General features: G+C 74.6%; 27 protein-coding genes and 2 pseudogenes. 10 read left to right on the top strand and 19 right to left on the bottom strand.

The window, feature by feature from the left end:
- Window position 1 precedes the first annotated feature (1 nt).
- From BLV05_RS27360 to BLV05_RS27320, 9 genes are all read right to left on the bottom strand, one after another.
- Complete coding sequence (locus BLV05_RS27360) at window positions 2-1303, bottom strand: ABC transporter substrate-binding protein (RefSeq protein ID WP_046771439.1); 1302 nt, start codon at window positions 1301-1303, stop codon at window positions 2-4.
- Window positions 1300-2127 carry a carbohydrate ABC transporter permease gene (locus tag BLV05_RS27355; RefSeq protein ID WP_083421410.1) on the bottom strand — a complete coding sequence of 276 codons (828 nt, stop codon included), beginning with the start codon at window positions 2125-2127 and terminating at the stop codon, window positions 1300-1302. Before BLV05_RS27355 ends, BLV05_RS27360 begins: the two co-directional genes overlap by 4 nt.
- Before the next feature lie 105 nt (window positions 2128-2232).
- Window positions 2233-2628: a DUF1761 domain-containing protein gene (locus BLV05_RS27350; protein ID WP_046771437.1), complete on the bottom strand. Its 396-nt coding sequence runs from the start codon at window positions 2626-2628 to the stop codon at window positions 2233-2235.
- Window positions 2621-3298 carry an SRPBCC family protein gene (locus BLV05_RS27345; RefSeq protein WP_046771436.1) on the bottom strand — a complete coding sequence of 226 codons (678 nt, stop codon included), beginning with the start codon at window positions 3296-3298 and terminating at the stop codon, window positions 2621-2623. Before BLV05_RS27345 ends, BLV05_RS27350 begins: the two co-directional genes overlap by 8 nt.
- A gap of 187 nt (window positions 3299-3485) precedes the next feature.
- Window positions 3486-4373 carry an aminoglycoside phosphotransferase family protein gene (locus BLV05_RS27340; RefSeq protein ID WP_197683346.1) on the bottom strand — a complete coding sequence of 296 codons (888 nt, stop codon included), beginning with the start codon at window positions 4371-4373 and terminating at the stop codon, window positions 3486-3488.
- Window positions 4370-5188 carry an LLM class flavin-dependent oxidoreductase gene (locus tag BLV05_RS27335; RefSeq protein WP_046771435.1) on the bottom strand — a complete coding sequence of 273 codons (819 nt, stop codon included), beginning with the start codon at window positions 5186-5188 and terminating at the stop codon, window positions 4370-4372. Before BLV05_RS27335 ends, BLV05_RS27340 begins: the two co-directional genes overlap by 4 nt.
- Window positions 5189-5208: 20 nt before the next feature.
- On the bottom strand, window positions 5209-6177 hold the full coding sequence (locus tag BLV05_RS27330; RefSeq protein WP_046771434.1) for an NAD(P)-dependent alcohol dehydrogenase: 969 nt from the start codon (window positions 6175-6177) through the stop codon (window positions 5209-5211).
- 4 nt (window positions 6178-6181) lie between these two features.
- The gene (locus BLV05_RS27325) at window positions 6182-6451 is read right to left on the bottom strand and encodes a hypothetical protein (RefSeq protein ID WP_046771433.1); all 270 of its coding nucleotides are present in this window, start codon (window positions 6449-6451) and stop codon (window positions 6182-6184) included.
- Window positions 6451-6768, bottom strand: coding sequence for an ArsR/SmtB family transcription factor (locus BLV05_RS27320; RefSeq protein ID WP_046771432.1), 318 nt, complete (start codon window positions 6766-6768; stop codon window positions 6451-6453). The genes BLV05_RS27325 and BLV05_RS27320 overlap by 1 nt, the downstream gene beginning before the upstream one ends.
- Window positions 6769-6904: 136 nt before the next feature.
- Here BLV05_RS27320 and BLV05_RS38300 point away from each other — a divergent pair, with 136 nt between their 5' ends.
- Complete coding sequence (locus BLV05_RS38300) at window positions 6905-7363, top strand: helix-turn-helix domain-containing protein (protein WP_082155633.1); 459 nt, start codon at window positions 6905-6907, stop codon at window positions 7361-7363.
- Window positions 7364-7422: 59 nt separating this feature from the next.
- Here the strand turns inward: BLV05_RS38300 and BLV05_RS27310 are convergent, their stop codons facing one another.
- The 3 genes from BLV05_RS27310 to BLV05_RS27300 form a co-directional block, all read right to left on the bottom strand.
- Window positions 7423-8040, bottom strand: a complete 618-nt coding sequence (locus BLV05_RS27310) for a ClpP family protease (protein ID WP_046771430.1) — start codon at window positions 8038-8040, stop codon at window positions 7423-7425.
- Window positions 8037-8651, bottom strand: a complete 615-nt coding sequence (locus BLV05_RS27305) for a ClpP family protease (protein WP_046771429.1) — start codon at window positions 8649-8651, stop codon at window positions 8037-8039. The genes BLV05_RS27310 and BLV05_RS27305 overlap by 4 nt, the downstream gene beginning before the upstream one ends.
- Before the next feature lie 77 nt (window positions 8652-8728).
- Window positions 8729-9364, bottom strand: a complete 636-nt coding sequence (locus BLV05_RS27300; RefSeq protein WP_046771428.1) for a dihydrofolate reductase family protein — start codon at window positions 9362-9364, stop codon at window positions 8729-8731.
- Between the two features lie 111 nt (window positions 9365-9475).
- Between BLV05_RS27300 and BLV05_RS38295 the strand changes: the two genes are divergently transcribed.
- Window positions 9476-12250 (top strand): helix-turn-helix transcriptional regulator, encoded by a 2775-nt coding sequence (locus BLV05_RS38295; RefSeq protein WP_052762924.1) that lies wholly within the window; start codon window positions 9476-9478, stop codon window positions 12248-12250.
- 5 nt (window positions 12251-12255) lie between these two features.
- On the opposite strand, the gene BLV05_RS27290 is transcribed toward BLV05_RS38295, so the two are convergent.
- A complete protein-coding gene (locus tag BLV05_RS27290) occupies window positions 12256-14253 on the bottom strand; it encodes an HNH endonuclease signature motif containing protein (protein ID WP_052762923.1) in 1998 nt (665 codons plus the stop codon).
- A gap of 121 nt (window positions 14254-14374) precedes the next feature.
- On the opposite strand from BLV05_RS27290, the gene BLV05_RS27285 reads away from it, so the two are divergent.
- From BLV05_RS27285 to BLV05_RS27265, 5 genes are all read left to right on the top strand, one after another.
- On the top strand, window positions 14375-14824 hold the full coding sequence (locus BLV05_RS27285) for a helix-turn-helix transcriptional regulator (RefSeq protein WP_046771427.1): 450 nt from the start codon (window positions 14375-14377) through the stop codon (window positions 14822-14824).
- Window positions 14825-14829: 5 nt separating this feature from the next.
- Window positions 14830-15240 (top strand): VOC family protein, encoded by a 411-nt coding sequence (locus tag BLV05_RS27280; protein WP_046771466.1) that lies wholly within the window; start codon window positions 14830-14832, stop codon window positions 15238-15240.
- An 8-nt stretch (window positions 15241-15248) separates the two neighbouring features.
- Window positions 15249-16481, top strand: coding sequence for an MFS transporter (locus BLV05_RS27275; protein ID WP_046771426.1), 1233 nt, complete (start codon window positions 15249-15251; stop codon window positions 16479-16481).
- 11 nt (window positions 16482-16492) lie between these two features.
- Entirely contained in the window at window positions 16493-17434 is a 942-nt protein-coding gene (locus tag BLV05_RS27270; RefSeq protein ID WP_046771425.1) for a DUF3800 domain-containing protein, read from the top strand.
- Window positions 17435-17502: 68 nt separating this feature from the next.
- Complete coding sequence (locus BLV05_RS27265; RefSeq protein ID WP_082155632.1) at window positions 17503-18264, top strand: SDR family NAD(P)-dependent oxidoreductase; 762 nt, start codon at window positions 17503-17505, stop codon at window positions 18262-18264.
- A gap of 36 nt (window positions 18265-18300) precedes the next feature.
- Here BLV05_RS27265 and BLV05_RS27260 read toward each other — a convergent pair whose 3' ends face one another.
- The 4 genes and pseudogenes from BLV05_RS27260 to BLV05_RS38785 all read right to left on the bottom strand — a co-directional run.
- A complete protein-coding gene (locus tag BLV05_RS27260) occupies window positions 18301-18960 on the bottom strand; it encodes a response regulator (protein WP_046771424.1) in 660 nt (219 codons plus the stop codon).
- Window positions 18957-19154 carry a hypothetical protein gene (locus tag BLV05_RS36155; protein WP_152690969.1) on the bottom strand — a complete coding sequence of 66 codons (198 nt, stop codon included), beginning with the start codon at window positions 19152-19154 and terminating at the stop codon, window positions 18957-18959. Before BLV05_RS36155 ends, BLV05_RS27260 begins: the two co-directional genes overlap by 4 nt.
- Window positions 19155-19191: 37 nt before the next feature.
- Window positions 19192-19272 (bottom strand): annotated as a pseudogene (locus tag BLV05_RS38790) (hypothetical protein); the annotation flags it as partial.
- Window positions 19273-19472: 200 nt separating this feature from the next.
- Window positions 19473-19928, bottom strand: a pseudogene (locus BLV05_RS38785) (histidine kinase); the annotation flags it as partial.
- A gap of 334 nt (window positions 19929-20262) precedes the next feature.
- On the opposite strand from BLV05_RS38785, the gene BLV05_RS27250 reads away from it, so the two are divergent.
- Entirely contained in the window at window positions 20263-21369 is a 1107-nt protein-coding gene (locus BLV05_RS27250; protein ID WP_052762920.1) for a hypothetical protein, read from the top strand.
- Here BLV05_RS27250 and BLV05_RS27245 read toward each other — a convergent pair.
- Complete coding sequence (locus BLV05_RS27245; RefSeq protein ID WP_046771422.1) at window positions 21321-22187, bottom strand: EamA family transporter; 867 nt, start codon at window positions 22185-22187, stop codon at window positions 21321-21323. The genes BLV05_RS27250 and BLV05_RS27245 overlap by 49 nt on opposite strands.
- 56 nt (window positions 22188-22243) lie before the next feature.
- Here BLV05_RS27245 and BLV05_RS27240 point away from each other — a divergent pair, with 56 nt between their 5' ends.
- A complete protein-coding gene (locus BLV05_RS27240) occupies window positions 22244-22861 on the top strand; it encodes a CGNR zinc finger domain-containing protein (RefSeq protein ID WP_052762919.1) in 618 nt (205 codons plus the stop codon).
- Between the two features lie 73 nt (window positions 22862-22934).
- Here the strand turns inward: BLV05_RS27240 and BLV05_RS27235 are convergent, their stop codons facing one another.
- A complete protein-coding gene (locus BLV05_RS27235; RefSeq protein WP_046771421.1) occupies window positions 22935-23657 on the bottom strand; it encodes an IclR family transcriptional regulator in 723 nt (240 codons plus the stop codon).
- An 82-nt stretch (window positions 23658-23739) separates the two neighbouring features.
- Between BLV05_RS27235 and leuC the strand changes: the two genes are divergently transcribed.
- Complete coding sequence (gene leuC, locus BLV05_RS27230; RefSeq protein ID WP_046771420.1) at window positions 23740-25149, top strand: 3-isopropylmalate dehydratase large subunit; 1410 nt, start codon at window positions 23740-23742, stop codon at window positions 25147-25149.
- Window positions 25150-25151 lie beyond the last annotated feature (2 nt).

Genomic DNA, 25151 nt, shown 5'->3' with positions numbered 1-25151 from the left:
GTCAGGACCCGCCCGCGGGCGCCTCGAACAGCGGCCGCAACTCGTCCTCGAGCCGCCGCAGCCCCTCCTCCCGCTCGACCCGGCCGTAGAACACCTCGGCGAGCAGGTCGTTCGCCTCGCCCTCGATGCGCGACCAGCTCGCGGTGCGCGGCGTGGCCCGCAGGTGCGGCTCGATGTCGAGGTAGACCCGCGACGACGCCGGCGGCTCGGCCGGCGCCAGGAAGACGTCGGAGTTCGCGACGTCGAGCCGCGACGGGACCGTCCGGCCGGACTCGGCGAGGATCGTCTGGCCCTCCACACCCATGGCGAACTCGATGAACTCCCAGGCCGCGGCGTGGACGTCGAGGCCGGCGCTCATGCAGTAGGCGTCGCTGTGCAGGATCGACGCCGGCTCACCGCCCGGCGCCATCGGCAGCGGCGCGACGTCCCACTCGAACCCCTCGATGGTGCGCAGCGTCGGCACGGCGACCCGGCTGTTCAGGTACATGCCGAGGGTGCCGCGCAGGAACCGGGCCTCGCTCGACTCGCTCTGCTCCTCGGCGTCGGGCGGGACGACACCGTGCACGAGCTGCAGGTCCAGGAACCAGTCGACCGCGGCCCTGGTGGCGGGGTCGCCGGTGAGGGTGAAGGTGCTGGGATCGTCCGGGTCGTCGACGATGTCGCCGCCGTTGGACCAGGCGAACGGCGCCACCCGGATGATCGACGGCTCGACGCCCGCGCCGTACGTGCCGCCCCCGGTCAGCGCGGTGGCCGCCGCGAGGAAGTCGTCCCAGGTCCAGCCCTGCTGCGGGGCGTCGAGGCCGGCGGTGTCGAACAGGTCCTGGTTGTAGTAGACGACCAGCGACGAGAGGTTCTGCGGCATGCAGGTGAGCTCGTCGCCGTCGAATCGGAACGCGTCGAGCGCCCGCGGGCTGAAGTCGTCCTCGGCGAGGACGTCGCTGTCGTCGAGGTAGCTCTGGACCGGCTCGATGACGTCCTGCGCGGCGAACTGCCCGTAGCGGCGGAAGTTGAGCAGGAACACGTCCGGCGGGGCGCCGCCGGCGAACGCCGTCGTCAACCGGGCCATCAGTTCGTCCTGGCCGGCGACGGGGGAGAGCGTGACGCCGACGTCGCTGGACGTCTCGAACGCCTCGACCAGCGTCGTGTACCCGGCGACCTCCTCGGCGTCGCCGAACAGCATCACGGTGATGTCGCGGTCGCTCGCCGCGTCACCGTCGTCGCCGGGGCCGGCCTCGCTGCCGCAGGCGGTGGCGAGCAGCGCGGCCAGGGCGAGGGCTCCGGCCCAGCGCGGCATCCGGGTCATGGGCGTCCTCTCCGCAGGGCGGCCAGGGGGTCGTCGCTCAGCAGCACGCGCTGGGCGAGCAGGAACACGACCACGCAGGGCACGGTCGCGATGACGCAGCCGGCCATCAGCAGCGGCCAGTCGGTCGGGTTGAGCAACAGGAGGAAGCGCAGCGCCAGCGGGAACGTGTAGCGGTCGCCGCTGTGCAGGTAGAGCAACGGATCGATGAAGTTGGCCCAGTGGAACGTGAAGGCCAGCACGGCGACGGCGAGCGTGGCCGGGCGGACCTGCGGCAGCGCGACCCGCCGCCAGATGGTCAGCCAGCTCGCCCCTTCGAGCCGCGCCGACTGCAACTGGCTGGCCGGGATGCCGCCGAAGCTCCACGCGTAGAGCAGCACGAGGAACGGGCTGACGGCGAGCAGCGCCGGCGCCAGCAGCGGCACGATCGTGTCGACGACGCCGGCCAGCCGGAACACCTCGAACCGGGTCGCCCAGACCGCGGTCACCGGGACCAGCAGGACGACCAGCAGCGCGATGACCGCTCGCCTCCGCGCCGCCGGGGTCAGCAGCCGCACGCCGAAGCCGGTCAGCGCCGCGACCACGACGGTCAGCGGCACGGCGACGGCGGCCACTACCGCCGAGTTGGCCAGGTAGGTGAACACCGGGATCAGCTCGGGCAGCCGCCGGTACGCCTCGAGCGTCGGCTCCGGCGGCAGCAACTCCAACGTCCGAGGCGGCGGCATGCTCGTCGGCCGCAGCGAGCCGACCACCATGAACCACAGCGGGGCGGCGAACAGCGCGGCGACCAGCGCCGGCAGCACGAACCGCCCCGCCACCCGGCTCACGGGCGCGGGCCCGTCGGGAGGGGACGGCGGGCCGGCATGGGCCGCAATATGTCACATTCGCCGGCGCGTTGTCCTCGGTGTGATCTTGGCGCCCTGCCCCGTGCGTCAGCCGAGCAGGCCGGCGATCAGGCCGATCGCCAGCAGCTTCAGCAGCCAGTCGCCGCCGTGGACGAGGGCGGTGCGGGGCGGGACGCCCTCGTGGAACAGCGCGCCGGTCCACAGCACCAGCGGGAAGCCGATCCACAGCACCAGGCCGAGCAGCAGTCCGCCGCCGGCGGACGAGACATCCGCCGCGGCCGCGACCCCGACGACGACGGCGGCGAGGACGAGGTTGCGGGCCAGCTCGACCACCGGCAGCTGCCACGCCGGCCGCCGGACAGCCACGGCGCCGGCGCCGTCCCCCGCAGCCGCGGGCACCCCCACCGCCCCGTAGTAGACGAACCCGATCACGAACGCCGCGACGGTGCCGACGGCGACGGCGAGCAGCGAGACGTCAGGCATCGGAACCGCCCTCCAGCCGCGCCTTGAGGCCGTCGAGCCGCTCGCGCCAGAACGCCTTCATCGCGGCCGCCGCGTCGGCGTCGGCGAGGCGGACGTGCGACACGGTGATCCGCGACTTGCCTGCGTCCCTGACGTCGAACACGACGTGCACGCGGGTCGGGCCGCCGTCCCAGTCGAACCGGGCCGACGCGGGCCGGGTCGCCGTTCGCTCGGTGAGCTTCCCGTCCGGAAGCCATGCCGTCCGCTGCGACTCGTCGACGACGGCGTCGTAGAGGCGCTCGGCGCTGACGGCGACGGTGCGCGAGACGTTGACGGTGAAGCCGTCCTCGTGCTCGCCGACAGCGCGGCCGAGCCGAGCCCGCTCGTAGCTGCCGACGACCGCCTGCGCGTTCCACGCCAGCGGCACGACGCCGAGCTGGCCGGCCACCCAGCGGGCGGTCTCGCGGTGCGACTTCTCGGCGGCGCCCCACTCGTCGAGCAGGTCGAACCACTCCTCCCAGCCGCGGCCGGTGCGCTCGCGGATGGTCTCGTCGGACGTCGCGAGGACGGGCTGCGCGGCGCCGGGGACCTCCTGCGCGGCGAGCAGGACGGCGCGGGCGGCGGTGTAGCTCTCGCCGGTCTTGGTCATGCGCGTGCGCACGAGGTGTTTGAAGGATCGTTGCCTGGTCATCGGTGTTCCTCTCGTCGGCGGCGCGACGCGACTCACGCTCGCGACGTCCGCCGGAAAGGACACACCGAACCGGCATCCCGAGGGCTCGAGCCCCCTTTGCCCCCGCAATCGCCGATGGCGTGAGCACCGGAACCGAGGGTTGGGCGCGGGACGGCGCCACACCGCAAAAATACCACCGGGCGACGGGCTACGCGAGGGCCGCGTCGACCAGCCGGGCGGCGAGCGCGGCGAACTCCGGGTTGGTCTCGCGGTAGTACGGCAGCGCCATCAGGCCCTTGACCAGCGCGTAACCGCGGCCGCGCGCCCACGCGTCGTCGTCGGGCGCCAGCTCGGCCCGGAACACGTCGCGGGCGGCGCCGGTGAACAGGCTCCACGCGGGCAGCAGGTCGTAGGCGCCGTCGCCGGCGCCGACGGACCCGAAGTCGAGGACGGCGCTCAGCTCGCCGCCGCGGATCAGCAGGTTCACCGGCAGCAGGTCGCCGTGCACCCAGATTCGGCGGCCGTCCCAGGTGTCGGCCGCCAGCGCCTCGGCCCAGACGGCGGTCGCGGCGGCCGCGTCGACGGTGCCGGCCAGCGCCGCGACGGCCGCCCGCACCGCGTCGTCGTCGTCGGCGAGCGGCTGGTGGCCCTTCCCGACCGGTGCGCCTTCGGGGGAGACGTCCCGCAGCGCGCGGACGAAGCCCGCCAGTCGGGCGGCCGCCTCGACGTCGCCGGCCAGCGACCCCGGCGCCGGCGGCTCGCCGTCCAGCCAGCGGTAGACCGCCCAGCGCAGCGCGTAGCCCTCGTCCGGCTCGCCGGCCGCGACCGGCTCCGGGATCGCCAGCGGCAGCGTGCCGTCCCGCCCCAGCCGCGGCAGCCACTCCAGCTCGGACTCGAGGTCGCCGGCCCACGCCGGGACGAGCGGCAGCCGCACCGCGAGCTCGTCGCCGAGCCGGTAGATCGCGTTGACCGTCCCCGCTGACCGCACCCGCCGCAGCGGCAGCCCGGCCCACCGCGGGAACTGCGCGGCCAGCAGCCGGCGCACCAGCGCATCGTCGATCTCGACCTGATCGGCGTGCATGCGGTCGGCCGTCACGCGGCCGGGCCGTCGCGGAGGACGCCGCGGACGGCGTCGACGGTGACGGCGTCGGGCTCGAAGTCGGTGAGCCACCAGGTCGCGCCGGCCGCGGCGTACGGCGCCGGATCGGTGCCCGGCACCAGCGCCGCCACGACGTCGAACGGGCCGGTCGCGCCCCTCTCGGCACGCAGCCCGTGGACGGCATCGACGGCGGCCGCGAGTTGGTCGGCGTCCTGGAGGTTCACCGGGAAGAACCCGTCGTGCCGGGCCGCCCGGCGCATCGGCGCGACGTTGCCGGGGAAGCCGGCGATCCACACCGGCACGCCGCCGGCCTGGACCGGCGTCGGCTCGAAGGCGATGTCGTCGACGACGTAGTGCTCGCCGCGGTGCCGGACCGGGTCGCCCGTCCATGCGGCGGTCAGGACGGCCAGCGACTCGTCGAGCATGGCCGCCCGCACCCGGTCGTCCAGCTCTTCGCCGGTGCGGGAGTACTCCTCGCCGAACCGGTCGCTGCCCAGCCCGGCGCCGAGGATCAGCCGGCCGCCGGACAGCCGGTCCAGCGTCGCGGTCTCGCGCGCGAGCTTGACCGGCCGCCGGCGGGCGATCGGGGTGACCATCGGACCGAGGCGCAGCCGCTGGGTCGCGGTCGCGGCGGCGGCCAGCGTGATCCATGGGTCGGCGACGGCGCGGATCGGCGCACGCCAGCGCACGTGGTCCCAGACGAACAGACCGTCCCAGCCGGACTCCTCGGCCTCGGCGGCCAGTCGCGACACGACCACCGGGTCGGCGAGCTCGTCGAAGATCGGTAGCCAGAGACCGGAGCGCAGCGTCATCGGGCCACCGTAGTACCCGGTCAGAGCGTGAGGGCGACCTTGCCGCGCACCTGGCCTTCGCGCAGGTACCGGATCGCCTCGGCGGCCTGCTCGAGCGGGAACGTGCGGTCCAGCGCGGGGGTGACGCGGCCGTCGTCGAGCATGGCGCGGAGCTGCTCGAGGTCGGCCGGCCGGTCGGTGGAGAGCAACGTGCCCAGGCGCTGCCGCACGAAGGGGGACAGCAGCATCGCCCGCAGCGCCCGGTCGGTGCCGCCCAGCCAGCGGCCGCCGACCTCCGAGCCGACGAGCACCAGCGTGCCGCGCGGCTCCAGCACCCGGCGCAGCCGCAGCAGCGGGGTGTGCCCGCCGCAGTCGAGCACGACGTCGTAGCGGCGGCCCTCGGTCGTGACGTCGGTCCGGGTGTGGTCGACGACGTGGGTGGCGCCGAGCGAGCGGACGAGGTCCAGCTTCGCCGTTCTGGTGACGCCGGTGACCTCGGCGCCGAACGCCCGCGCGACCTGCACGGCGTACGAGCCGACCCCGCCGCCGGCGCCGATGACCAGCACGCGGTCGCCGTCCTTCACCTTCGCCTTGTCGCGGGCGGCCTGCAGAGCGGCGTAGGCCGACGTGGGCACGGAGGCCGCTTCGGCGAAGCTCAGCCGGCCGGGCTTGCGGGCCAGCTTGGCGGCCGGGGTGACGACGTACTCGGCGAACGTCCCGGCGGCGGTGCCGAACACCTCGTCGCCGGGCGCGAATGCGGTGACGTCCGCCCCGATCGCCTCGACGACGCCGGCGAGGTCGAGGCCCGGCACCGGGTTCTTCGGCCGGCGCAGCCCGGAGACCGGCCGGATCGGGTAGGGGAGTCCGGCGACGAGGTGCCAGACGCCCTGGTCGACCCCGGCGGCGTGCACCCGGACGAGGACCTCACCGGGCCCTTGCGACGGGCGGTCGATCTCGACGAGCCGTAATCGGCTCGGGTCGCCGTACGTGTGACTGGCCATGGCCTTCATCGCGTCACTCCACGGTCCGCAGGATCTGCTCGATCGCCGCGGCGCGCGTGCGCAGCTCCGCGACGTCGGCGGCGGTGCGCTGCTGGGCGTCGAGCGTGTTCTCGGCGAGCTGTTCGTACCGGCCCACCAGCTGGCGCAGCTGGGCCTCCTGCTCGGCGTCGAGCCGCGCCTTGCGCAGGTCGATGTACGTCGCCATCGACGCTCCGACGAGGAAGATCACCAGGACGATGACGCCCAGGAAGATCATCGCCTCTGGCCAGGTGATGTCGTCCATCAGGACTCCTTCGGGGTGAGGGTCTGGGCCGCGACGGCCAGCGCCGCCGCGGTCAGGTGCAGGTCGAAGTCGGTGACCTCGTAGTACTTCATCGCCTTGCCATCGTCGGAGAGCTCCAACCGGCCGGCGATCAGCCCCGCCGCCTCGAGCTTCTGCAGGTGCATGTGCAGCAGCGGGCGGCTGACGCCGATCTCGCGGGCAAGGTGGCTGACGTAGTCGCGCCCGCCGGCGAGCGTCGCGACGATGCGCAGCCGGATCGGGTTGGCGAGCGCGGCGAGCATCTCGACCAGCTGGTCGCCGCTCGGCCCGTCCGCCATCAGGACTCCTCGACACGTGTCAGAATACTTTGACAGGTGTCACGCTACGCTGAAGTGGAGGGTGAGCGCAAGGGTCGCTTTCGCCGGCGGCGAACCCGACTCCCGGAACCCGGGCCGGCGCCGCTACCGTGACCTCATGAGCGCCCCGGAGGATCAACAAGAGGCGATAGCCGGCCGCGAGGCTACGCGCAGCGGGGGGAAAGGGCCGATAGCCGGCCGCGAGGCTACGCGCAGCGGGGGAGACCTGCGGTCGAAGCCGCTGCTGCGGACGATGGTCGGCGACGTGCTGCGGCGCACGCGGCGCGACCAGGGCCGCACGCTGGCCGACGTCGCGTCCGACGCGAAGGTCTCGATGCCGTACCTGTCCGAGGTCGAGCGCGGCCGCAAGGAGGCCTCGTCCGAGGTGCTCGCGGCGGTCTGTGACGCGCTCGGGCTGGAGCTGTCCGAGCTGCTCGGCGAGGTGCGGCACGATCTCGACGAGCACCGCGCGACGGTCATCCGGCTGGACACCGTCCGCGCGCTCCGTCGCCGCGACCCGATCCGGCGGCCGACGTCGACCGGCCGCAACGGCGGCGTCCTGCTGCTCGCGGCCTGACGCACGCACGGACGCGCCCGGCCTCACGAGCAGCCGGGCGCGTCGGGTGACGCCCGCCGTCAGCCGTAGACCGCGCCGGCGGGCATGGCCTTCCGGCTGGCGATGATCCGGTCGGCCAAGCCGTAGTCGACCGCCTCCTGCGCGGAGAACGTCTTGTGGCGGTCGGTGTCGGTGCGGATCTTCTCCACCGGGTGCCCGGTGTGCCGGCTGAGCACCTCGTCCATCTCGGCCCGCACCTTGGCCACCTCCTTCGCCTGGACGGCGAGGTCGGGCAGCGTGCCGCGGGCCTGGCTGGACGGCTGGTGCAGCATGACCTTCGCGTGCGGCAGCACGTACCGGCGCCCCGGCGCTCCGGCGGCCAGCAGCACGGCCGCCGTCTCCGACGCCTGGCCCATGCAGGTGGTCGAGACCGGCGGGATCACGAACTGCATGGTGTCGTAGATCGCGGTGAGCGCGCTGTACGTCCCGCCGGGGGAGTTGATGTACAGCCTGATCTCCAGGTCCGCACTCTCGGACTCCAGGTGCAGCAGCTGGGCCATGACGACGTTCGCGACGCCGTCGTCGATCGGCGTCCCGATGAACACGATCCGCTCGTTCAGCAGCCGCGAGTAGATGTCGAAGGCGCGCTCGCCCGACGGCGTCTTCTCGATGACGGTCGGGATCGTGTACTGGGTCACGCGCCCACCCCCACGACCGGCCGGCCCGACTTCGGCCGGACGTCGTCCATGCGCTCGACGATGTGGTCGATGAAGCCGTAGGCCAGCGCCTCGTCGGCGGTGTACCAGCGGTCGCGCTGGCTGTCGGCCTCGATCCGCTCCGGCGACTGGCCGGTGTGCTCCGCCGTCAGCTTCGTCATCAGCGCCGACGTGTAGGCCAGCTGCTCGGAGTAGATCTCGATGTCGGCCGCAGTGCCGCCGAACCCGGCCGAGCCCTGGTGCATGAGCACCTGCGCGTGCGGCAGGCTGAACCGCTTGCCCGGCGTGCCGGCGGTGAGCAGGAACTGGCCCATGCTGGCCGCCAGCCCCATCGCCAGCGTGCTGACGTCGTTCGGGATCAGCCGCATGGTGTCGTAGATCGCCAGGCCGGCACTGACCGAGCCGCCGGGGGAGTTGATGTAGAGGCTGACGTCGCTGCGCGGGTCCTCGGCGGACAACAGCAGCAGCTGTGCGCAGAGCCGGTTGGCGATCTGGTCGTCGACCTCGGTGCCCAGGACGATGATCCGTTGGTGGAGGAGCCGGGTGGCCAGCTGGTCGTCCAGTGTCCCGGTGATCGGTCCCGCGTTCGTCATGTCGTTCTCCCTTCTGCCCTCGATCATTCGTCGCGCGGGACGGCCGCTCCAACACAATCTGCTGGCAGCAGAGGGCGTCACCGCTTCCGGTCGTAGGTGAGGTAGATCGCGCCGGACTCCGACGTCGCCAGGTCGGCCAGCGACCACGAGCTCACCGGGACGCCGTCCTCGAACAGCCGGGCGCCGCCGCCGACCAGCTCGGGGCAGAGGTTGAGGGTCAGCCGGTCGACCTCGCCGGCGTCGAGGAGCGTGCGGATGAGGCTCGCGCTGTTCTGCACGACGATGTCGCCGCCGGGCTGGGCGCGCAGCCGGCGCACTTCGGTGGCCGGGTCGTGCTCGGCCAGGCGGGAGTTCTGCCACGGCGTCTCCGTGAGCGTCGTCGAGAACACGACCTTCTCGACTTCGTTCAGCCAAGCTGCGAAGGCGCGGTCGCGTGCATCGAACTGCTCGTTGTCGACGACGGTGGGCCAGAAGCCGCCGAAGCCCTCGTAGTTCTTGCGGCCCAGCAGCAGTGTGGTGGCGGTGCTGGTCTCGCGGGTCATGTGCTCGCGGGCGGTGTCGGTCATCGCGTGCGGCCCGACCCAGCTCATGTCCGACTCGCCGCCGGGGCCGTAGTAGCGGCCGTCGAGGGACAGGGAAATGTTGGCGACGACCCGGCGGCCGGTGTTCTGGGCGGTGTCCTGTGCGATGTCCTGGGCGCTGGTCTCGGTCATGATCGGCTCCTTCGGTTCGGTGGCGCCCGGTCGGCGCCGATGGATCGATCGTGTCGCCGCCCGGCGGCCGGAACATCTGCCAGGTGGCCGATCTGTGCGACCCTGCTGCCGATGTCTGACGTCGGCCACCTCCCGCCCGAGCTGTCGTCGTTCGTCGGCCGCGCCGAGGAACGGGCCGCCGTCGGCGGCGGCGTGACGGCCGGCCGGCTGCTGACGCTGGCCGGGCCAGGTGGTTGCGGGAAGACCCGGCTGGCCGTGCGCGTCTGCCAGGACCTCGCCGGCGCCTGGCCGGAGGTGGTCTGGGCGGGGCTGGAGGACGTGCCGGCCGACGCCGGATCGGCTGACGGCGTCGCGGCGCGCGTCGCCCAGGCGCTCGACCTGCCGCTGCCGGACGGGCCGGACCGGGTGGCGGCGCTGGCGCACGTGGTGCGGGGCCGGCGGCTGCTGCTGGCGCTGGACAACTGCGAGCACGTGGTCGACGGTGTCGCCCGGCTGGCCGCGGCGCTGCTGTCCCGCTGCCCGGACGTCGCGCTGCTGGCCACCAGCCGGGCCTCGCTGGGCGTCGCGGGGGAGCGGGTCTGGCGGGTGCCGCCGCTGAGTCTCGCCGATGCGCTGGAGCTGTTCCTCGACCGGTCCGGCGGCAGCCGCGACCCGGCGGCGACGGCGGGCGCGCGGCGGGTCTGCGACCGCCTGGACCGGCTGCCGCTCGCGCTGGAGCTGGCCGCCGGCTGGGCTGGGACGCTGTCGCCGGAGCAGATCGCCGACTCGCTCAGCGACCTGTACGCGCTGCTCGACGGCGGCGCCCGGACGGCGGTGTTCCGGCAGCAGACGCTCGAGGCGTCGATGGGCTGGAGCCACTCGCTGCTCGACGACGACGAGCGGGTGCTGTTCCGCCGGCTGGCGGGGTGTGAGCCGGGGTTCGCCGCGGACGTCGTCGTCGCGCTGGCCGCGCCGGACCTGCCCGCGGCCGCGGCGTTGAAGACGCTGCGCGGGCTGATCGACACGTCGCTGGTTGTCGCGGACCCGGCCGGGCCGGTCGCGCGGTACCGCATGCTCGGCGTCGTCCGGGCGTACGCGCAGGCCCGCCTGGACGAGGCGGGCGAGGCCGATGCCGTCCGCGACCGGCATCTCTCGCGGTGCCTGGCGCGGCTGGACGAGTTGGCGCCGCTGCTGGAGACCGACCGCGACGCCTGGCGGTCCGCCGTCGGCGCCGAGTACCCGAACCTGCGCGCGGCCGTCGAGTGGGGCCTGAGCCGCGACGACCCCACCGCCGGGCGCCGGCTGGCCGCCGGGCTGGCCTGGCTGTGGCATCTGGAGGCGCGCGCCGACGACGGGCTGAGGCTGCTCCGGCGGGCGGTCGAGTGCGGCGCCGGCGAGCGGAATCCGCTACAGGCCAATTCCTTAAAGGCCAGGGTGCTGACGGCGCTCGCGCTGGTCGCCGACACCGCGGTGCCGGGCGGCGACGGCTACGTCGCGGCGCGGGACGCTCTGACGCTGCTGTCCGACCTGGATCTCTCGTCCGACCCCGAGTTGGCGGCGACGGAGCAGCTGGCGCGGTCGCTGGCGGCGGTCGGCTGGATCGGCTCCGACCTCGACCGCGCCATGGCCGAGGCCGTCCGGTCCCGTGACGACGCGCGGGCGTCCGGCGGCGGGTTCGTCGCCGATGCGTCGGAGGCGCTGGTCGGCCTCGTCCATCTCCTCCGCGACCAGCACCGCGACGCCGTCGAGCACCTCGAGCCGGCCGTCGCTGGACTGCTGGCCCGCGGTGATCGCGGCACGGGGTCGTCGGCGCTGAGCTGGCTGGCCGTCAGCACGGCACAGCTGGGCGACGTCACCCGGGCGGTCGAGCTGGCCGAGCGGGCCGTCGCCACGGCGCGCCCGCTGCACGACTTCCACCGCATCGGCCTCGCCTCCGCGACGCTGGCCGAGCTGCTGACGTTGCAGGGCCGCCCGGACGACGCGGCCGCGGTGCTGGCGCCGATCGACGAGATCGCCGCGGGTGCCGATCCGGCGCCGTACGCGCCCGGCTGGGAGCGCGGCCATGCGCTCGTCGCCCTGCGGCAGGGCCGGCCGGCCGAGGCCGTCGAGTGGTCGCTGCGTGAGCTGCGCTGGCTGCCGGAGCCGCGGCCGGAGCTGTTGTTGCCGGAGTCGCGGCTGGTGCTCGCCGCCGGGCTGCGCGCGGCCGGAGATCGTGCCGCGGCGGGCGAGCTGCTCGTCGGCCTGTCCGCCGACGGTGCCGCCGTGGCGGCGCGGCCGCGGATCCAGGCCGGCCTGCTCGACCTCCAGGCCCGGCTGGCCGGCGACGACGGCGATCTCGATGCCGCGCTGCGGCTGCACCACGAGGCGCTGCGGCTGCGCGCCGACCACGACCTCGTCCTGGGCTGCGTCGACAGCCTCGGCGCGCTGGCCGAGCTGCTCGCCCGCCGCGGCGCCGCCGAGGCGGCCGGCGTTCTGGCGGGCGCGTCGGAACGGGCCCGCGCCGCGGCCGGCCTCGCCGACCGTGTCGACGACCTCGGCCCCGACCCCGGCCCCGACCCCGACCCCGGCCTCGACCTCGACCTCGGCGTCGACCCCAGCGTCGACCCCGGTCTCCGCCCCGCGCTCGACGACGACGCCGTCGAGCGGGGCCGCGCGCTGTCGCTGCCCGACGCCGTCGCCTACGCCATGCGCGCCCGCGGCCCGCGTCGCCGTCCGGACACCGGCTGGGCCAGCCTGACGCCGACCGAACGCTCCGTCGTCGACCTCGCCGTCCAGGGTCTGTCGAACCCGGAGATCGGCGAGCGGCTGTTCATGAGCCGCGGCACCGTCAAGACCCACTTGGCGCACGTGTACGCCAAGCTGCAGGTCGCGAACCGCACCGAGCTGGCTGCCCTCGCCCGTGACTGACGCGACTAACTCGTGTCGAATCGTTCCGGCGGCCGGTCGTACCGGTGTCCGGTGGGGCTGCGCCATCGCGTGGTGCCGTCGGGTTCCCGGGCGACTCGCCATCCGCCGCGGTGTTTGAGCAGGTGATGGGTGGTGCAGAGCACCTGGAGGTTGGCCGCGCTGGTCGGCCCGCCGGCGGCGAACGGCACGGCGTGGTCGATGTCCGCCTCCCTGGCGGGCCGGTGGCAGCCGGGTGCGCCGCACGTGCGGTCGCGGGCGGTGATGAACCGGGCGAGCGCCGTCGTCGGCCGGTACCGGCTGGTGCCGCGGTCGAGGAGCTGTCCGGTGGCCGGGTCGGTGCGCAGCCAGGTCCAGACGCCGCCGGCAGCGAGCTCGCGGGCGACGTGCGCGGGGATCGGCCCGTAGCCGTCCAGCTCGCCGGGCTGGTCGTCGAGGCCCACCAGCGCGGTGAACGGGATCGTCACCTGCACGGCGACCGGCCGCCGCCGCGGTGTCGTGCCGGCGCCACCCGGCGTCGTGCCAGAGGTGCGCGGGGCTGTGCCGGAGGTGGGTGCCGTCGTGCCGGCGCTGCCCGGCGTCGTGCCAGCGGTGGGTGGCGTCGTGCCGGCGCTATCCGGCGTCGCGCCAGAGGTGGATGGCGTCGTGCCGGTGCTGCCCGGCGTCGCGCCAGAGGTGGGTGGCGTCGCTCCGGCCCTGCGCGCCGTCATGCTGGAAGGAGGCAGGGCTGCTGTGGCGGAAGCGTCGGGTCGCCGTGGCTGCCCACCGGCGACGTCGGTGGCTCCTTGACCGTGGCTGTGGGCCTGCGCGTCGGTGAGGTCGATGCCCGTGCGGGCGGTTGCCGAACTGCTCGCTCGACCGGTGCCGCTGGCCCGGCGGGCGTCGTGCGTGGGGCCGGCGGCGGGTGCGTGGTTGGCGGCGTGGCCGGCGGGGCCGTCCGTACGGTCGGTTCCGGCGTCTGTTGGATGGCCGGCGAGGTCGCCCGTGCGGTCGGTTGCCGCGCTGCTTCCCCGGCCGGTGCCGCGGCTGGCGGTGCCGCTCGCCTGGCCGGCGTCGCGGGCGGGGACGGAGTGGGGCGCGTGGCCGGCGGCGGTGGAGATGGTGCCGTCGGCGCAGGCGGCGAGTGCGGCCCAGCCGAGGTCGGCGAGGGTGTCGGCGCGGCGGTGGTCTTTGGTACGAGCCGGCAGCCCGGCGGCGGCGTCGGCGCGCTTGGCGTCGGCGGCGGCGACGTTCAGGGCGGTGTTGAGCGCAGCGAGATCTTCGGCGGGCATCAGCGCTTCGAGGAAGGCCATGCCGTCCGACGCCGGGGTGATGGCGACGTAGCGGCTGTCGCGGGCGCGCCGGTTGCGGTCTGCGGCCTCGACGGGTGCCAGTTCCTGCAGCAGCCGCTTGATCAGCTTGCGCAGCGCGACGGCGTCCATCGTGGGTGCCTTGGGCAGCACGGCCGCCTCGACCCGCGCCCGGACGGCCGGTTCCTGGCCGCCGAGTTCGTCGGTGATGACCCGGGCGCGGCGTAGGTCGATCAGTCCCGCCGCCAGCGCGGCGTGGGTGTCGGGGAAGTCCTCGACCAGTTGGAGTGAGTGCCCGACCTGGTGCTCGGCCTGCCGGGCGGTCACCTGGCACCGTCCGGCGACATCCATGGCCGTGTTGGTGACCGGGTTCAACGACCGGTGCCCGGTCTCGGCCGGCCGCATGACCGCACGCGACGCCAGCTCGGCCAGCGACCGCGCATCGCCCGCGGCAACCCACGCCGCCAGCCGAGCCCATGCGGCCGCCGCCTCCACGAGGTCGTAGGCGTCGGCCGTCGACGGGTCGAACCGGGCCAGCACCGCCGCGAGCCTCGGCCCGGCCGGAATGCGCTCGATGCCGGCCGGCAGGGCACCGGCGGGCCGCTCGCACCGCGTCAGCGCGACCCACTCGTCCCGGTCCGGATGCCACACCACGTGATCCGCCGCCGCCGGGCCGGAGCCGGGCGACAACGCAGTGTAGGTGGCTTCTTCGAACATAGAACTGATACTATCCGGACCCACCGACAAGATCAACTCGACGGCGTCGCGGCCGCCGGAACAGCCGCGACGAGCGCGGCCTTGCTGGCCGACGACGACCCGGCGTGGCAGGATTCGAAGGGTGACCAGTGGTCCGGACGAGGCCCAGCGGCTGCGCGATCTCGCTCGATTGCGGCGCGTCCGCGACCGCATCGATCGCGAGTACGCCCAGCCGCTCGACGTCGAGGCGCTGGCGCGCGGCGCGAACATGTCCGCCGGGCACCTCAGCCGCGAGTTCAAGCGCGCCTACGGCGAGTCGCCGTACACCTACCTGATGACGCGGCGCATCGAGCGGGCGATGATGCTGCTGCGCCGCGGCGACCTGAGCGTCACGGAGGTGTGCTTCGCGGTCGGCTGCCAGTCGCTGGGCACGTTCAGCACCCGCTTCACCGAGCTGGTCGGCATCCCGCCGAGCGCCTACCGGGCCAACGCCGCGGACCCGGCGCCGGAACCGCCGTCGTGCATCACGAAGCAGGTCACCAGACCCATCAGGAAACGAGAAGCGCCGCCGTCCGAGGCACAGCTAGCGTGACGTCCATGGACATCACCATCCACAACACGTTCCTCCCGCAGACCGACCCTGACGCCGCCCTGGCCTTCTACCGCGACACCCTGGGCTTCGAGCTGCGCATGGACGTCGGCTACGAGGGGATGCGCTGGCTCACCGTCGGGCCGCCGAACCAGCCCGGCACGTCCATCGTCCTGCACCCGCCGGCCGCCGACCCGGGCATCAGCGAGGACGAGCGCCGCACCATCCTCGAGCTGATCGCCAAGGGCACCTACGGCGCGCTCACGCTGGCCACGCCCGACCTCGACGGCCTGTTCGACAAGCTGCAGGCCAGCGGTGCCGAGGTTCTGCAGGAGCCGACGGACCAGCCGTACGGCGTGCGCGACTGCGCGTTCCGCGACCCGTCGGGCAACGTGATCCGCATCAACGAAGTGCGCTGAGCCCACGCATGGCGGCCGCCGGGGCGCCCGTGACGAACCGGTCGTACCGCGAGGTGCTGCGGCACCGGGGCGTGGCCGGTCTGCTCGCCGGCGACCTGCTGGCCGGCGCCGGCACGGGCATGCTGCTCGTCGCGATGCCGGTCCAGACGCTGGCGATCCACGGGAGCGTCCCGCGCGCCGTCGCGATCGGGCTGGTCGCGGCGTCGCCGTTCATCCTGTCGACGATCCTGGCGTCGGTCATCGGCCTGGGCCGGGCCGGTGTGGCGCCGCGGACGCTGCTGATCGCCGACTGCGTCCTGCGGGCTGTGACGTTCACGACGCTCGGCCTGCTGGCTGTGACGGACCGGCTGACGCTGCCGGTGCTGCTCGCCGGGTTGCTCTTCGGGTCGCTGTTCCGGCTGGCCGGGTCGAGCAGCCGGCGGCTGCTGGCGACGTCGATGGCCGGCGACGAGGGACGGTTCGCCGTCAACGGGCTGCTCGGCCTGAACATGTCCGTCGCGCTGTACGTCGTCGGGCCGGTGCTGGGCGGCATCGTCGTCGCGTCCGCCGGGGCGGGCGTGGCGCTGCTCGCGGACGCCGCCGGCGCGCTGATCCTGCTCGTCGCCACGCTGGTGTCGGTGCCACGGGGCGACGCCGGCCGGGGCGTGCCGCGGCGCGGCGTCGCGGGGGAGTCGGGCTGGCGGATCCTGCGCCGCCGGCCGGTCGCCGCGCGGCTGCTGATCGTCGTGTTCTTCTTCAACTTCTTCTACATGCCGATCGAGGTGGCTCTCCCGCTGTACGTCCGCGGCTCGCTCGACGCGGGCGCGTCGGCGTTGGGCCTGCTGTGGGGCGCGCTGGGCGCCGGCGCGTTCGTCGGCGCCGCCCTGGTCAACCAGCTGCGCAACCTGCCGCAGCGGCACCTGCTCATCGCGATCATCGGGCTCTGGGGGATGTGCCCGATCGCGCTCGCCCTCACCGGCGACCTCACCGTCGCGATGATCGTGTTCGGCCTCGGCGGTCTCGTGTGGGCGCCGTTCACGCCGGTCGCGTACAGCTTCGTGCAGTCCGGCCTGGAGCCTGACGAGCACCAGCCGGTCGTCACGCTGTGGACCACCGGCGCGACGGTGGCCGCGCCGCTCGGCCTGCTCGCCGGCGGGCCGCTGGTCGAGCTGGCCGGGGTCACCGGCGGGCTGGTGCTCTCCGGCGTGCTGACGCTGCTGCTCCTGCCGATCGCCGCCGTCGCCGTGCTGCGCCGGGACTAGGGTCGGTGCGCATGGACGGGTCCCCGGCGGCGGTGGAGATCGCCTGCGACGAGTCCGGCTCCGAGGGTGAGCGGCTCGCCGGCGGCAACACCGACGTCTTCGGGTACGGCAGTGTGCGCATCGGCGCCGACGAGGCCGCCGCGTGCGTCGCCGAGCTGCGCGCCCGCATCCGCTCGCCCGCCGTCGAGTACAAGGCCAACCACCTGCTGCGCCGCAAGCACCGGGCGGCGCTGGCGTGGTTCCTCGGCCCGGCCGGCCCGGTCACAGGACGGGCCCACGTCTACCTCGTCGACAAGCCGTTCCTGCTGGTCACCCACGTCGTAGGGGGTGACGCCGAAGCCGCGGCCACGCTGTACCGGGCCGGGCCGGCCGCGTTCGGGGCGGACCGCTGGACCGCGTTCCTGACGGCGTCCAACGACCTGCTGCGCTCGGCTGGGCGCCGGCCGGTTCCGGACGACCCGGCGGCGGCGTTCGCGCACGCGGTGGACGGGCTGACGGGCGCTGCCGGGCTGGCCGCCGCCGGGCCGGTCGCCGCCGTCGTCGAGACCCTGCGGACCGGCCGCGCGCCGGGCGCCGTCGAGTCGCTGGACCCGCTCGTCCCCGCGTTCGTGCGCATCGTCGGGTACTGGAGCGACGGCGGCCGGCCGGTCCGGGTGCTCCACGACGAGCAGCGGACGCTCACGCCGGAGCGCATCGCGGCGCTCGGCACGCTGAACGGGCGCCTGGCCGGGCTGCGGTTCGCCGACTCGATCGAGGAGCCGCGCGTGCAGGTCGCCGACTTCCTGGCCGGCGTCGCCCGGCGCATCGCCGAGGACGAGCTGGCCGGCGCGCACGACCCCGAGCTGGCCGGCCTGCTGCGCCCGTACGTCGACGCGCGCTCGGTGTGGGCCGACGAGGCGAGCTGGGCCGCGCTCGGCCCGGCGGCAGGCCGTCGAGCAGCCGCTGCCGACTGAACGAACGGGCCCCGCGGCGGTCTTCTGCTGGCGCGAGTGTGTCGGAGGGGGCGGCTAACGTCGGCGATATGGATCTTCGTGACCGGGTGGCCGTCGTCACCGGCGGCGCTGCCGGCGCCGGCCGGGTCGTCGTGTCGGCGCTGGCCGGTCGTGGCGCGGCCGTCCTCGTGGCCGACGTCGACGGCGGGAGCTGCGCCGAGGCGGTGGCGGACGTCGAGCGTGCGGGCGGACGCGCGTCGCCGGTCGTCGTCGACGTGTGCGACGAGGACGCTGCCGAGGTGCTGGTCGAGGCGGCGCGACGGCTGGGTCCGCTCGGCGTGCTGGTGAACAACGCCGGCGGCTGGGGCGACGCGGGGCGGCGGTTCCCGGACGCGGCGCCGGACGAGTGGGACCGGGTGCTGGACCTCAACCTGCGCGCGCCGATGCTGCTCACCCAGGCCGCGCTGGCGCCGCTGCAGGCTGCGGGCGGCGGCGCGGTGGTCAACGTGGCCTCGAGCGCGGGGGTGGAGCTGTCGCCCTACCGGTCGCCGGAGTACGGGGCCGCGAACGCCGGGCTGATCCGGTTCACCGCCGCCGTCGCCGGACTGCGCGAGACCCACGGCGTGCGGGTGAACTGCGTCGTCCCCGGCTGGATCGGGCTCGACCGCGCCCACGCCGAGCTGGCCTCGATGCCGCCCGAGGAACGCGCCCAGGCGCCGCCGTTCGTCCCGCCGGAACGCGTCGCCTCCTCCGTCGTGACCCTCGCCGAGCGCGACGACCTCGCCGGTCGGGTCATCGTCCTGCGCGGCGGACGTGCGCCGGAGTTACTCGACCCGGCGCCGTTCGAGTAGCCGGCCGGGCCGGGCGAGTGTCAGGCCGGGTGGGTGTTAGGCGTCGCCGGCGGTGTCGACCAGGCCGCTGGCCCAGGCCCAGCCGGCGACGGCGACGCGGTTGCGGGCACCGAGCTTCTGCTGGATGTTCGCCAGGTGGTTCTTCGCGGTGCCGGCGCTGATGAACAGCTCGGCGGCGATCTCGGCGTTGCTCAGTCCGCGCGCCACCAGACGGGCGACCTCTCGCTCGCGATCGGTCAGGACGTCGTCGGCCACCGGCGCGGGGGCAGGGTTGCGGAGATGCCGCAGCAGCCGCACCGTGACCTGGGGGCTGATCAGCGTGTCGCCGGCCATCGCCGCGCGGACCGCCTCGACGAGCAGCGTCGGCCCGGACCGCTTGAGCAGGAAACCGCACGCGCCGCCGGCCAGCGCCGCGTGCACGTAGGTGTCGAGGTCGAACGTCGTCACGACCACGACGCGCAGCGGATCCGGGTTCGCCGGGCCGGCCAGGCGGCGGGTCAGCTCGAGGCCGTCGATGCCGGGCATCCGGATGTCGGCCAGCACGACGTCGGGGCGCAGCTCGCGGGCCAGCCGCAGCGCCTGGTCGCCGTCGGCCGCCTCGGCGACGACGTGCATGTCCGGCTGCGCGTCGATGACCATCCGGAAGGCGCCGCGGATCGCCTCCTGGTCGTCGGCCACGAGGACGCGGGTGCTCACGACGCCCCCAGCGGCAGCCGCGCGACCAGCCGCCACCCAGCGCCGTCCTGACCGGCCCGCAGGCTCCCGCCCAGCGCGCCGACCCGCTCGGCGAGGCCGGGGCAGCCCGAGCCCGCCGGTCCGTCCCAGCCCGGACGTCCCTCCCAGTCCGGACGTCCGCCCCAGCCCGGACGCGTCTGCCGCGAGCGCCGCACCGCCGCCGTCGTCGGTCACCGAGACCTCCAGTTCGCCATCGCGCCGGCGCACCCGCACCTCGACGGCGGTCGCGCCGGGGGCGTGCCGGCGGACGTTGGTGAGCGCCTCGACGACCACCCGGTGTGCCGTGCCGCCGACCTCGCGGGGCACCGACGCGGCCAGGTCACCCTCGGCGTCGAGCCGCACCCGGGGGCCGGCCCGGAGGCGGCGAACCGCTCGACCAGCGCCGGCAGGTCGGCCAGCCCCGGCTGTGGGCGGACGGCGTCGTCGGCGCCGGTGCTACTGCCGGATCCGTCGTCGCCGCCGCTGAGGACTTGCACGGTCCGGTCCATCGACGCCATCGCGCGCAGTCCGGCCGCCTCGATCTGCCGCAGCGCGTCGCCCGCCGGGGTGCCGGGCGGCGCGACCGTCCCCGCGGCCTGCGCCTGGGCGATCATCTCGCTGACGTCATGGGCGACGTAGTCGTGCAGGTCGCGGGCGAGCTCCAGCCGCTGCGCCCGGCGACCGGCGGCGACGGCGCGGACCCGACGCTCGTGCTGGTGTCGCAGCAGCAGCCCGGCGCCCGCGGCCACGATCGGCGCGAGCGCCCAGAACGACACCGCGTAGACCGCCTCGAGTGTCGTCAGGTCGCCGCTCCCGCCGTCGTCGGTCGCCCGCAGCAGACTGGTCGCACCGCCCAGCCCGGCGACGACGGCGGCCGGCACCGCCGCGCGCACCGGCGCCCACCGCGCGCACGCGCCGACCAGCACGGACAGCAGCAGCAACTCGACCATGCCCCACGGCGGCGAGCCCGGCCACGGCCCGGCCAGGTGCGCGACGGTCGTGGCCAGCGAGACGACGCCGGCCGCCGCCGTCCCCCACGGCAGCCAGGCGCGCGATCGCGGCCACCACAGCGCGACGCCGGCGACGACGACCGTCGCGACGCCCAGCGGCACCACCCACACCTGGTCAGGCATGCCGTCGAGTCTAGGGAGCCGGACCCGGCCGCACCCGTGCCGAACGGCACATCCACGCCCGCCATCGCGCCGCCGAACCCGCCGTTCGGCATCTCGGCCACGGCCGGCCACCTCGGGACGCTGGAGACAGCTCCCGACGGAAGGCGAGACCATGACGACAGCGACCCTCACCACGACACCCGCCCGCCCGGGCCCCGTGCGGCGGGCGATCCGCGCCTGGCCGCGCTGGACCCCGTACGCCGCGGCCGCCTGGTCGGCCGCGTACGGACTGCTCGGCCTGCTCTGGGCGCTCGGCGTCGGCGGCTACCCGTTCGGCCCGGGCGACATCGAGGACGCCCGCGAGGAGTCGCTGCTCGGTGCGACGACGGCGGCCGGCACCGGGCCGTGGATCGCCGGGCTCGGACTCACCGGCGCGCTGGTTGCCCTGATGCTTGCCCGGATGTCCGCGCGCGGGGTCGTCCGGGTTGCCCTGGCCGGCTGGGCCTGGGCGAACGCCGTCCTGCTCGTCGTGCTCGTCCCGGACCAGCGCATCCTCACCACGGTCGCGTACACGCCGCTCGCGCTGGTCGGCATCCCGTTCGGCTGGCCGCCGATGAGTTACGCCGAGTTCGCCGCGAAGATGTTCCCCTGGCCGAACGTCAACCACTACGTGTGCGTCGTCGGCGGGCTGCTGTGGGCGGCGACGGCGCTGGCGTTCCAGCGGCGGACGGTGCGCGCCTGCGTCCATTGCGGGCGACGGGCCGGGCACGCGCACGGCTGGACGTCGCCGGCGGGCGCCGGGCGCTGGGGCCGGTGGGCCGCGTACGCCGCCTTCCTCATGCCGTTCGGCTATGCGCTGGTGCGGTGGGCGTGGGCGCTGGGCGTCCCGCTGACGATCAGCCAGGACTTCCTCGACGAGCTGCACGAGAGCGGCCTGGTGTGGGCCGGCGCCTACTTGGCGACGTTCGCCGCGGCGGGCGGTGTGCTGACACTCGGGCTCACCCAGCGCTGGGGCATCATCTGGCCCCGGTGGGTGCTCGGCCTCGCGGGCAAGCCGGTGCCGCGGGCGTTCCCGCTGGTGTTCGCGACAGTGGTGGCGCTGTCGCTCGCGTCGGCCGGGTCGGTGATCCTGCGGCTGACCGACTGGAGCGACCCGGCCGAGTGGGCCGGCAGCCCGATGACGCTGTTCGCGCCGTGGGCGGTCGTGCTCGGCGCCGCGACGTTCGGCTACTACCTGCGCACCCGAGGCGCCTGCCGGGTCTGCGGGCGCTCGCGGTGAACGACGACGGCGGCGACGACCAGGACGACGCCGAGCACCTCGGCCGCGCCGGGGATCTGGGTCAGCACGATCACCCCGATGACGGTGGCCGTGGCCGGCAGCAGCGCGACCATCAGGGCGTACGTGCCGCGGGCGAGCCGGCGCATGGCCAGCTGGTCGAAGACGTACGGCAGCACCGACGACGTCACGCCCACGCCGACGGCGGCGGCCAGCGTCAGCGGATCCGTCAGCGCCGGCACGGCGTCGGCGACGCCGATCGGCAGCGCCAGCACCGCGGCGACCAGCATCGCCATCGCCAGCCCGTCGATGCCGGCCAGGCGGTCCTGCCGAGACACCCGGTGCGCGACCACGATGTAGCCGGTGAACAGCACCATGTTGGCGACGGCGAAGGCGAAGCCCGCGGGGGAGCCGGCCAGGCTCACCTCGGCCAGCGCCGCCACGCCGGCCACCGCCAGCAGCAGCGCGACCACGTTGCGCCGGCTGCGCGCCGCCACGGCCGCCAGCGCGACCGGACCGGCGAACTCGATGGCGGCGACGGTGCCCAGCGCCAGCCGGTCGATCGCCAGGTAGAAGCAGGCGTTCATCAGCGCCAGCAGCGCGCCCCAGACGACGACGGTCCAGCGCTCGGCGGCGCCCGCGGCCGCCCAGGCCCGCCACGGCCGTCGCCACAGGGCGAAGACGATGCCGGCCGTGAGGATGCGCAGCCAGGCGACGCCGAGCGGCTCGACCACGGCGAACAGCAGCACGGCGAAGGCCGGCCCGAGGTAGTGGAAGACCGCCGAGCCGACGAAGTACAGCTCCGGACGCACCCGCGTCATGCCGTCACCCAACCACCGCGCCTGCTAACGTGTCAATGTCAAATAGACCGTTAGGTATGGAGGTGCCGGTGGCCGACGCGGTCGCCCTCGACCCGGGCCCGTACGCCGGGACGTACAAGCTCATCGGCGGCTCGCCCGCGCTCGACTTCGCCAACCTGGTCAGCTATCGCGGCACCGCCCGGGAGCACGACTGGCTGCGGCCGGCCTCGAACGTCGCGGCCTGGGCGCGGGCGGCCGGACTCGAGGTCGCCGCCGACACAGCCGACGCCGCCAGCCTGCGCGACCTGCGCGAACTGCTCGCCCGGGTGTTCCTGGCGGTCGCCGACGGCGGCACGCCGCGGGCCGCGGACGTCGAGCGGATCGGCACGCTGGCCGCCGGCGCCCGGGCCGGCCGCCGCCTGGTCTTCGCCGAGGGCGCGCCGGCCGCCCACTGGGCCGGCCGCGCACCGTCGTTGCTCGGCACGCTGGCCCTGGACGCGGCCGCCCTGCTCACCTCGGCGCCCTCGCTCGGCCGCGTCACCGCCTGCGACGAGTGCCGGTGGGTCTTCCTCGACACCACCCGCAACCACAGCCGCCGCTGGTGCGACCCGGCCGACTGCGGCAACCGGTCGCGCCAGCGCAGCCACTACCGGCGGCACCGCGGACATCCCGTGGACCCCGCCGCAACCGGCTGAGCGTCGGGGCTCGTTCTGGCGTCAACCCTCCGATTCGGAACTCCTGGCCGACGGGGGCCGGAGAAGAAACGATTCAGCCGTCCTCGGCGCTGCGCAGCACGCCGGTGAGGTGCTCGGCGGCGGCCAGGACGGCGGGCGCGTGCACCCGGCCGGGCTGCCGGGTGAGCCGCTCGATCGGCCCGGAGACGGAGACGGCGGCGACGACGCGGCCGCTGGACGAGCGGATGGGTGCGGACACCGAGGCGACGCCGGGCTCGCGCTCGCCGACGCTCTGCGCCCAGCCGCGGCGGCGGACGGCGGCCAGCATGGTGGCGGTGAACCGGGCGCCCTGCAGGCCGCGGTGCATGCGTTCGGGCTCTTCCCAGGCCAGCAGCACCTGGGCGGCGGACCCGGCCAGCATGGTGACGGTGGCGCCGACGGGGATGGTGTCGCGCAGGCCGCTGGGCCGCTCGGCGGCGGCGACGCAGATGCGCTGGTCGCCCTGGCGGCGGAACAACTGCGTGCTCTCGCCGGTCGCCTCGCGGAGCCGGGCCAGGACGGGGCCGGCGGCGGCCAGCAGGCGGTCCTCGCCGGCCGCCGTGGCCAACTCGCCCAGCCGTGGACCGAGCACGAACCGGCCGTGCAGATCGCGGGAGACGAGCCGGTGGTGCTCCAGCGCGACGGCGAGACGGTGGGCCGTCGGGCGGGCCAGTCCTGTCGACGCGACGAGGTTGGCCAGGGTCGCCGGGCCGGCCTCGAGGGCGGACAGGACGAGTGCGGCCTTGTCTAGAACGCCGACTCCGCTAGAGTTGTCCATGACTCGATATTGCCATCTCAACATGCGAGATCGCAAGTGGTGTGTATCCACTGAATCATGCGACTGACGAACGGAGCAGGTGATGGGCAAGACCCTGGCGGAGAAGGTGTGGGACGCACATGTCGTGCGTCGAGCCGAGGGTGAGCCCGACCTCCTCTACATCGATCTTCATCTTGTCCACGAAGTGACCAGTCCGCAAGCCTTCGACGGCTTGAGACTGGCCGGCCGCCCGGTTCGCCGCCCGGACCTCACGCTCGCCACCGAGGACCACAACACCCCGACCGTCGACATCGACAAGCCGATCGCCGACCTCACCAGCCGCACGCAGATCGAGACGCTGCGGCGCAACTGTGCGGAGTTCGGGGTGCGGCTGCACTCGCTCGGCGACGCCGAGCAGGGCATCGTGCACGTCGTCGGCCCGCAGCTGGGCCTGACGCAGCCGGGCCTGACGGTGGTCTGCGGCGACTCGCACACCTCGACGCACGGGGCGTTCGGCGCACTGGCGTTCGGCATCGGCACCTCTGAGGTCGAGCACGTGCTCGCCACCCAGACGCTGCCGCTGCGGCCGTTCAAGACGATGGCGATCAATGTCGAGGGCACGCTGAGGCCGGGCGTGACGGCGAAGGACATCATCCTCGCGGTCATCGCGAAGATCGGCACCGGCGGCGGTCAGGGCTACGTCCTGGAGTACCGCGGCGAGGCCATCCGCGCGCTGTCGATGGAAGCGCGGATGACGATCTGCAACATGTCCATCGAGGCCGGGGCGCGCGCCGGCATGATCGCGCCCGACGACACGACGTTCGCCTACATCGACGGCCGCCCGCACGCGCCGCAGGGCAAGGAGTGGGACGCCGCGCTGGAGTACTGGCGCACGCTCTACACCGACGACGACGCCGAGTTCGACGTCGAGGTGAGCATCGACGCCGACGCGCTCGAGCCGTTCGTCACCTGGGGCACCAACCCGGGGCAGGGGCTGCCGCTGTCGGCGTCTGTCCCCGACCCGGACAGCTTCGCCGACGAGTCCGACAAGGCGGCCGCGCGCCGGGCGCTGGAGTACATGGCGCTCGAGGCCGGCACCCCGCTGCGCGACATCGCCGTCGACACCGTCTTCATCGGGTCGTGCACCAACGGCCGCATCGAGGACCTGCGCGCCGCGGCCGCCGTCGTCAAGGGCCGGAAGAAGGCCGACACCGTCCGCGTGCTCGTCGTCCCCGGTTCGGCGCGGGTCCGCTTGCAGGCCGAGCAGGAGGGCCTGGACCAGGTCTTCACCGAGTTCGGCGCCGAGTGGCGCCACGCCGGCTGTTCGATGTGCCTGGGCATGAACCCCGACCAGCTGGCGCCGGGCGAGCGCAGCGCGTCGACGTCGAACCGCAACTTCGAGGGCCGTCAGGGCAAGGGCGGCCGCACCCACCTGGTCAGCCCGCTCGTGGCCGCGGCGACGAGCGTGCGCGGCACGCTGTCGTCGCCCGCCGACCTCGAGCCGGCTTCGTAGGA

It is taken from the genome of Jiangella alkaliphila, from assembly GCF_900105925.1.
In the GTDB taxonomy this organism is placed as follows: Bacteria; Actinomycetota; Actinomycetes; order Jiangellales; family Jiangellaceae; genus Jiangella; species Jiangella alkaliphila.
This window is presented reverse-complemented; position numbering and strand designations above follow the sequence as displayed.

Excerpts from the sequence above, each read along its gene's own strand:
- BLV05_RS27360 (WP_046771439.1), bottom strand. The coding sequence starts at position 1,303 with ATGACCCGGATGCCGCGCTGGGCCGGAGCCCTCGCCCTGGCCGCGCTG.
- BLV05_RS27350 (WP_046771437.1), bottom strand. The coding sequence starts at position 2,628 with ATGCCTGACGTCTCGCTGCTCGCCGTCGCCGTCGGCACCGTCGCGGCG.
- BLV05_RS27345 (WP_046771436.1), bottom strand. The coding sequence starts at position 3,298 with ATGACCAGGCAACGATCCTTCAAACACCTCGTGCGCACGCGCATGACC.
- BLV05_RS27335 (WP_046771435.1), bottom strand. The coding sequence starts at position 5,188 with ATGACGCTGCGCTCCGGTCTCTGGCTACCGATCTTCGACGAGCTCGCC.
- BLV05_RS27330 (WP_046771434.1), bottom strand. The coding sequence starts at position 6,177 with ATGAAGGCCATGGCCAGTCACACGTACGGCGACCCGAGCCGATTACGG.
- BLV05_RS27325 (WP_046771433.1), bottom strand. The coding sequence starts at position 6,451 with ATGGACGACATCACCTGGCCAGAGGCGATGATCTTCCTGGGCGTCATC.
- BLV05_RS27320 (WP_046771432.1), bottom strand. The coding sequence starts at position 6,768 with ATGGCGGACGGGCCGAGCGGCGACCAGCTGGTCGAGATGCTCGCCGCG.
- BLV05_RS38300 (WP_082155633.1), top strand. The coding sequence starts at position 6,905 with ATGAGCGCCCCGGAGGATCAACAAGAGGCGATAGCCGGCCGCGAGGCT.
- BLV05_RS27305 (WP_046771429.1), bottom strand. The coding sequence starts at position 8,651 with ATGACGAACGCGGGACCGATCACCGGGACACTGGACGACCAGCTGGCC.
- BLV05_RS27300 (WP_046771428.1), bottom strand. The coding sequence starts at position 9,364 with ATGACCGAGACCAGCGCCCAGGACATCGCACAGGACACCGCCCAGAAC.
- BLV05_RS38295 (WP_052762924.1), top strand. The coding sequence starts at position 9,476 with ATGTCTGACGTCGGCCACCTCCCGCCCGAGCTGTCGTCGTTCGTCGGC.
- BLV05_RS27290 (WP_052762923.1), bottom strand. The coding sequence starts at position 14,253 with ATGTTCGAAGAAGCCACCTACACTGCGTTGTCGCCCGGCTCCGGCCCG.
- BLV05_RS27280 (WP_046771466.1), top strand. The coding sequence starts at position 14,830 with ATGGACATCACCATCCACAACACGTTCCTCCCGCAGACCGACCCTGAC.
- BLV05_RS27275 (WP_046771426.1), top strand. The coding sequence starts at position 15,249 with ATGGCGGCCGCCGGGGCGCCCGTGACGAACCGGTCGTACCGCGAGGTG.
- BLV05_RS27270 (WP_046771425.1), top strand. The coding sequence starts at position 16,493 with ATGGACGGGTCCCCGGCGGCGGTGGAGATCGCCTGCGACGAGTCCGGC.
- BLV05_RS27265 (WP_082155632.1), top strand. The coding sequence starts at position 17,503 with ATGGATCTTCGTGACCGGGTGGCCGTCGTCACCGGCGGCGCTGCCGGC.
- BLV05_RS27250 (WP_052762920.1), top strand. The coding sequence starts at position 20,263 with ATGACGACAGCGACCCTCACCACGACACCCGCCCGCCCGGGCCCCGTG.
- BLV05_RS27245 (WP_046771422.1), bottom strand. The coding sequence starts at position 22,187 with ATGACGCGGGTGCGTCCGGAGCTGTACTTCGTCGGCTCGGCGGTCTTC.
- BLV05_RS27240 (WP_052762919.1), top strand. The coding sequence starts at position 22,244 with ATGGAGGTGCCGGTGGCCGACGCGGTCGCCCTCGACCCGGGCCCGTAC.
- BLV05_RS27235 (WP_046771421.1), bottom strand. The coding sequence starts at position 23,657 with ATGGACAACTCTAGCGGAGTCGGCGTTCTAGACAAGGCCGCACTCGTC.
- leuC (WP_046771420.1), top strand. The coding sequence starts at position 23,740 with ATGGGCAAGACCCTGGCGGAGAAGGTGTGGGACGCACATGTCGTGCGT.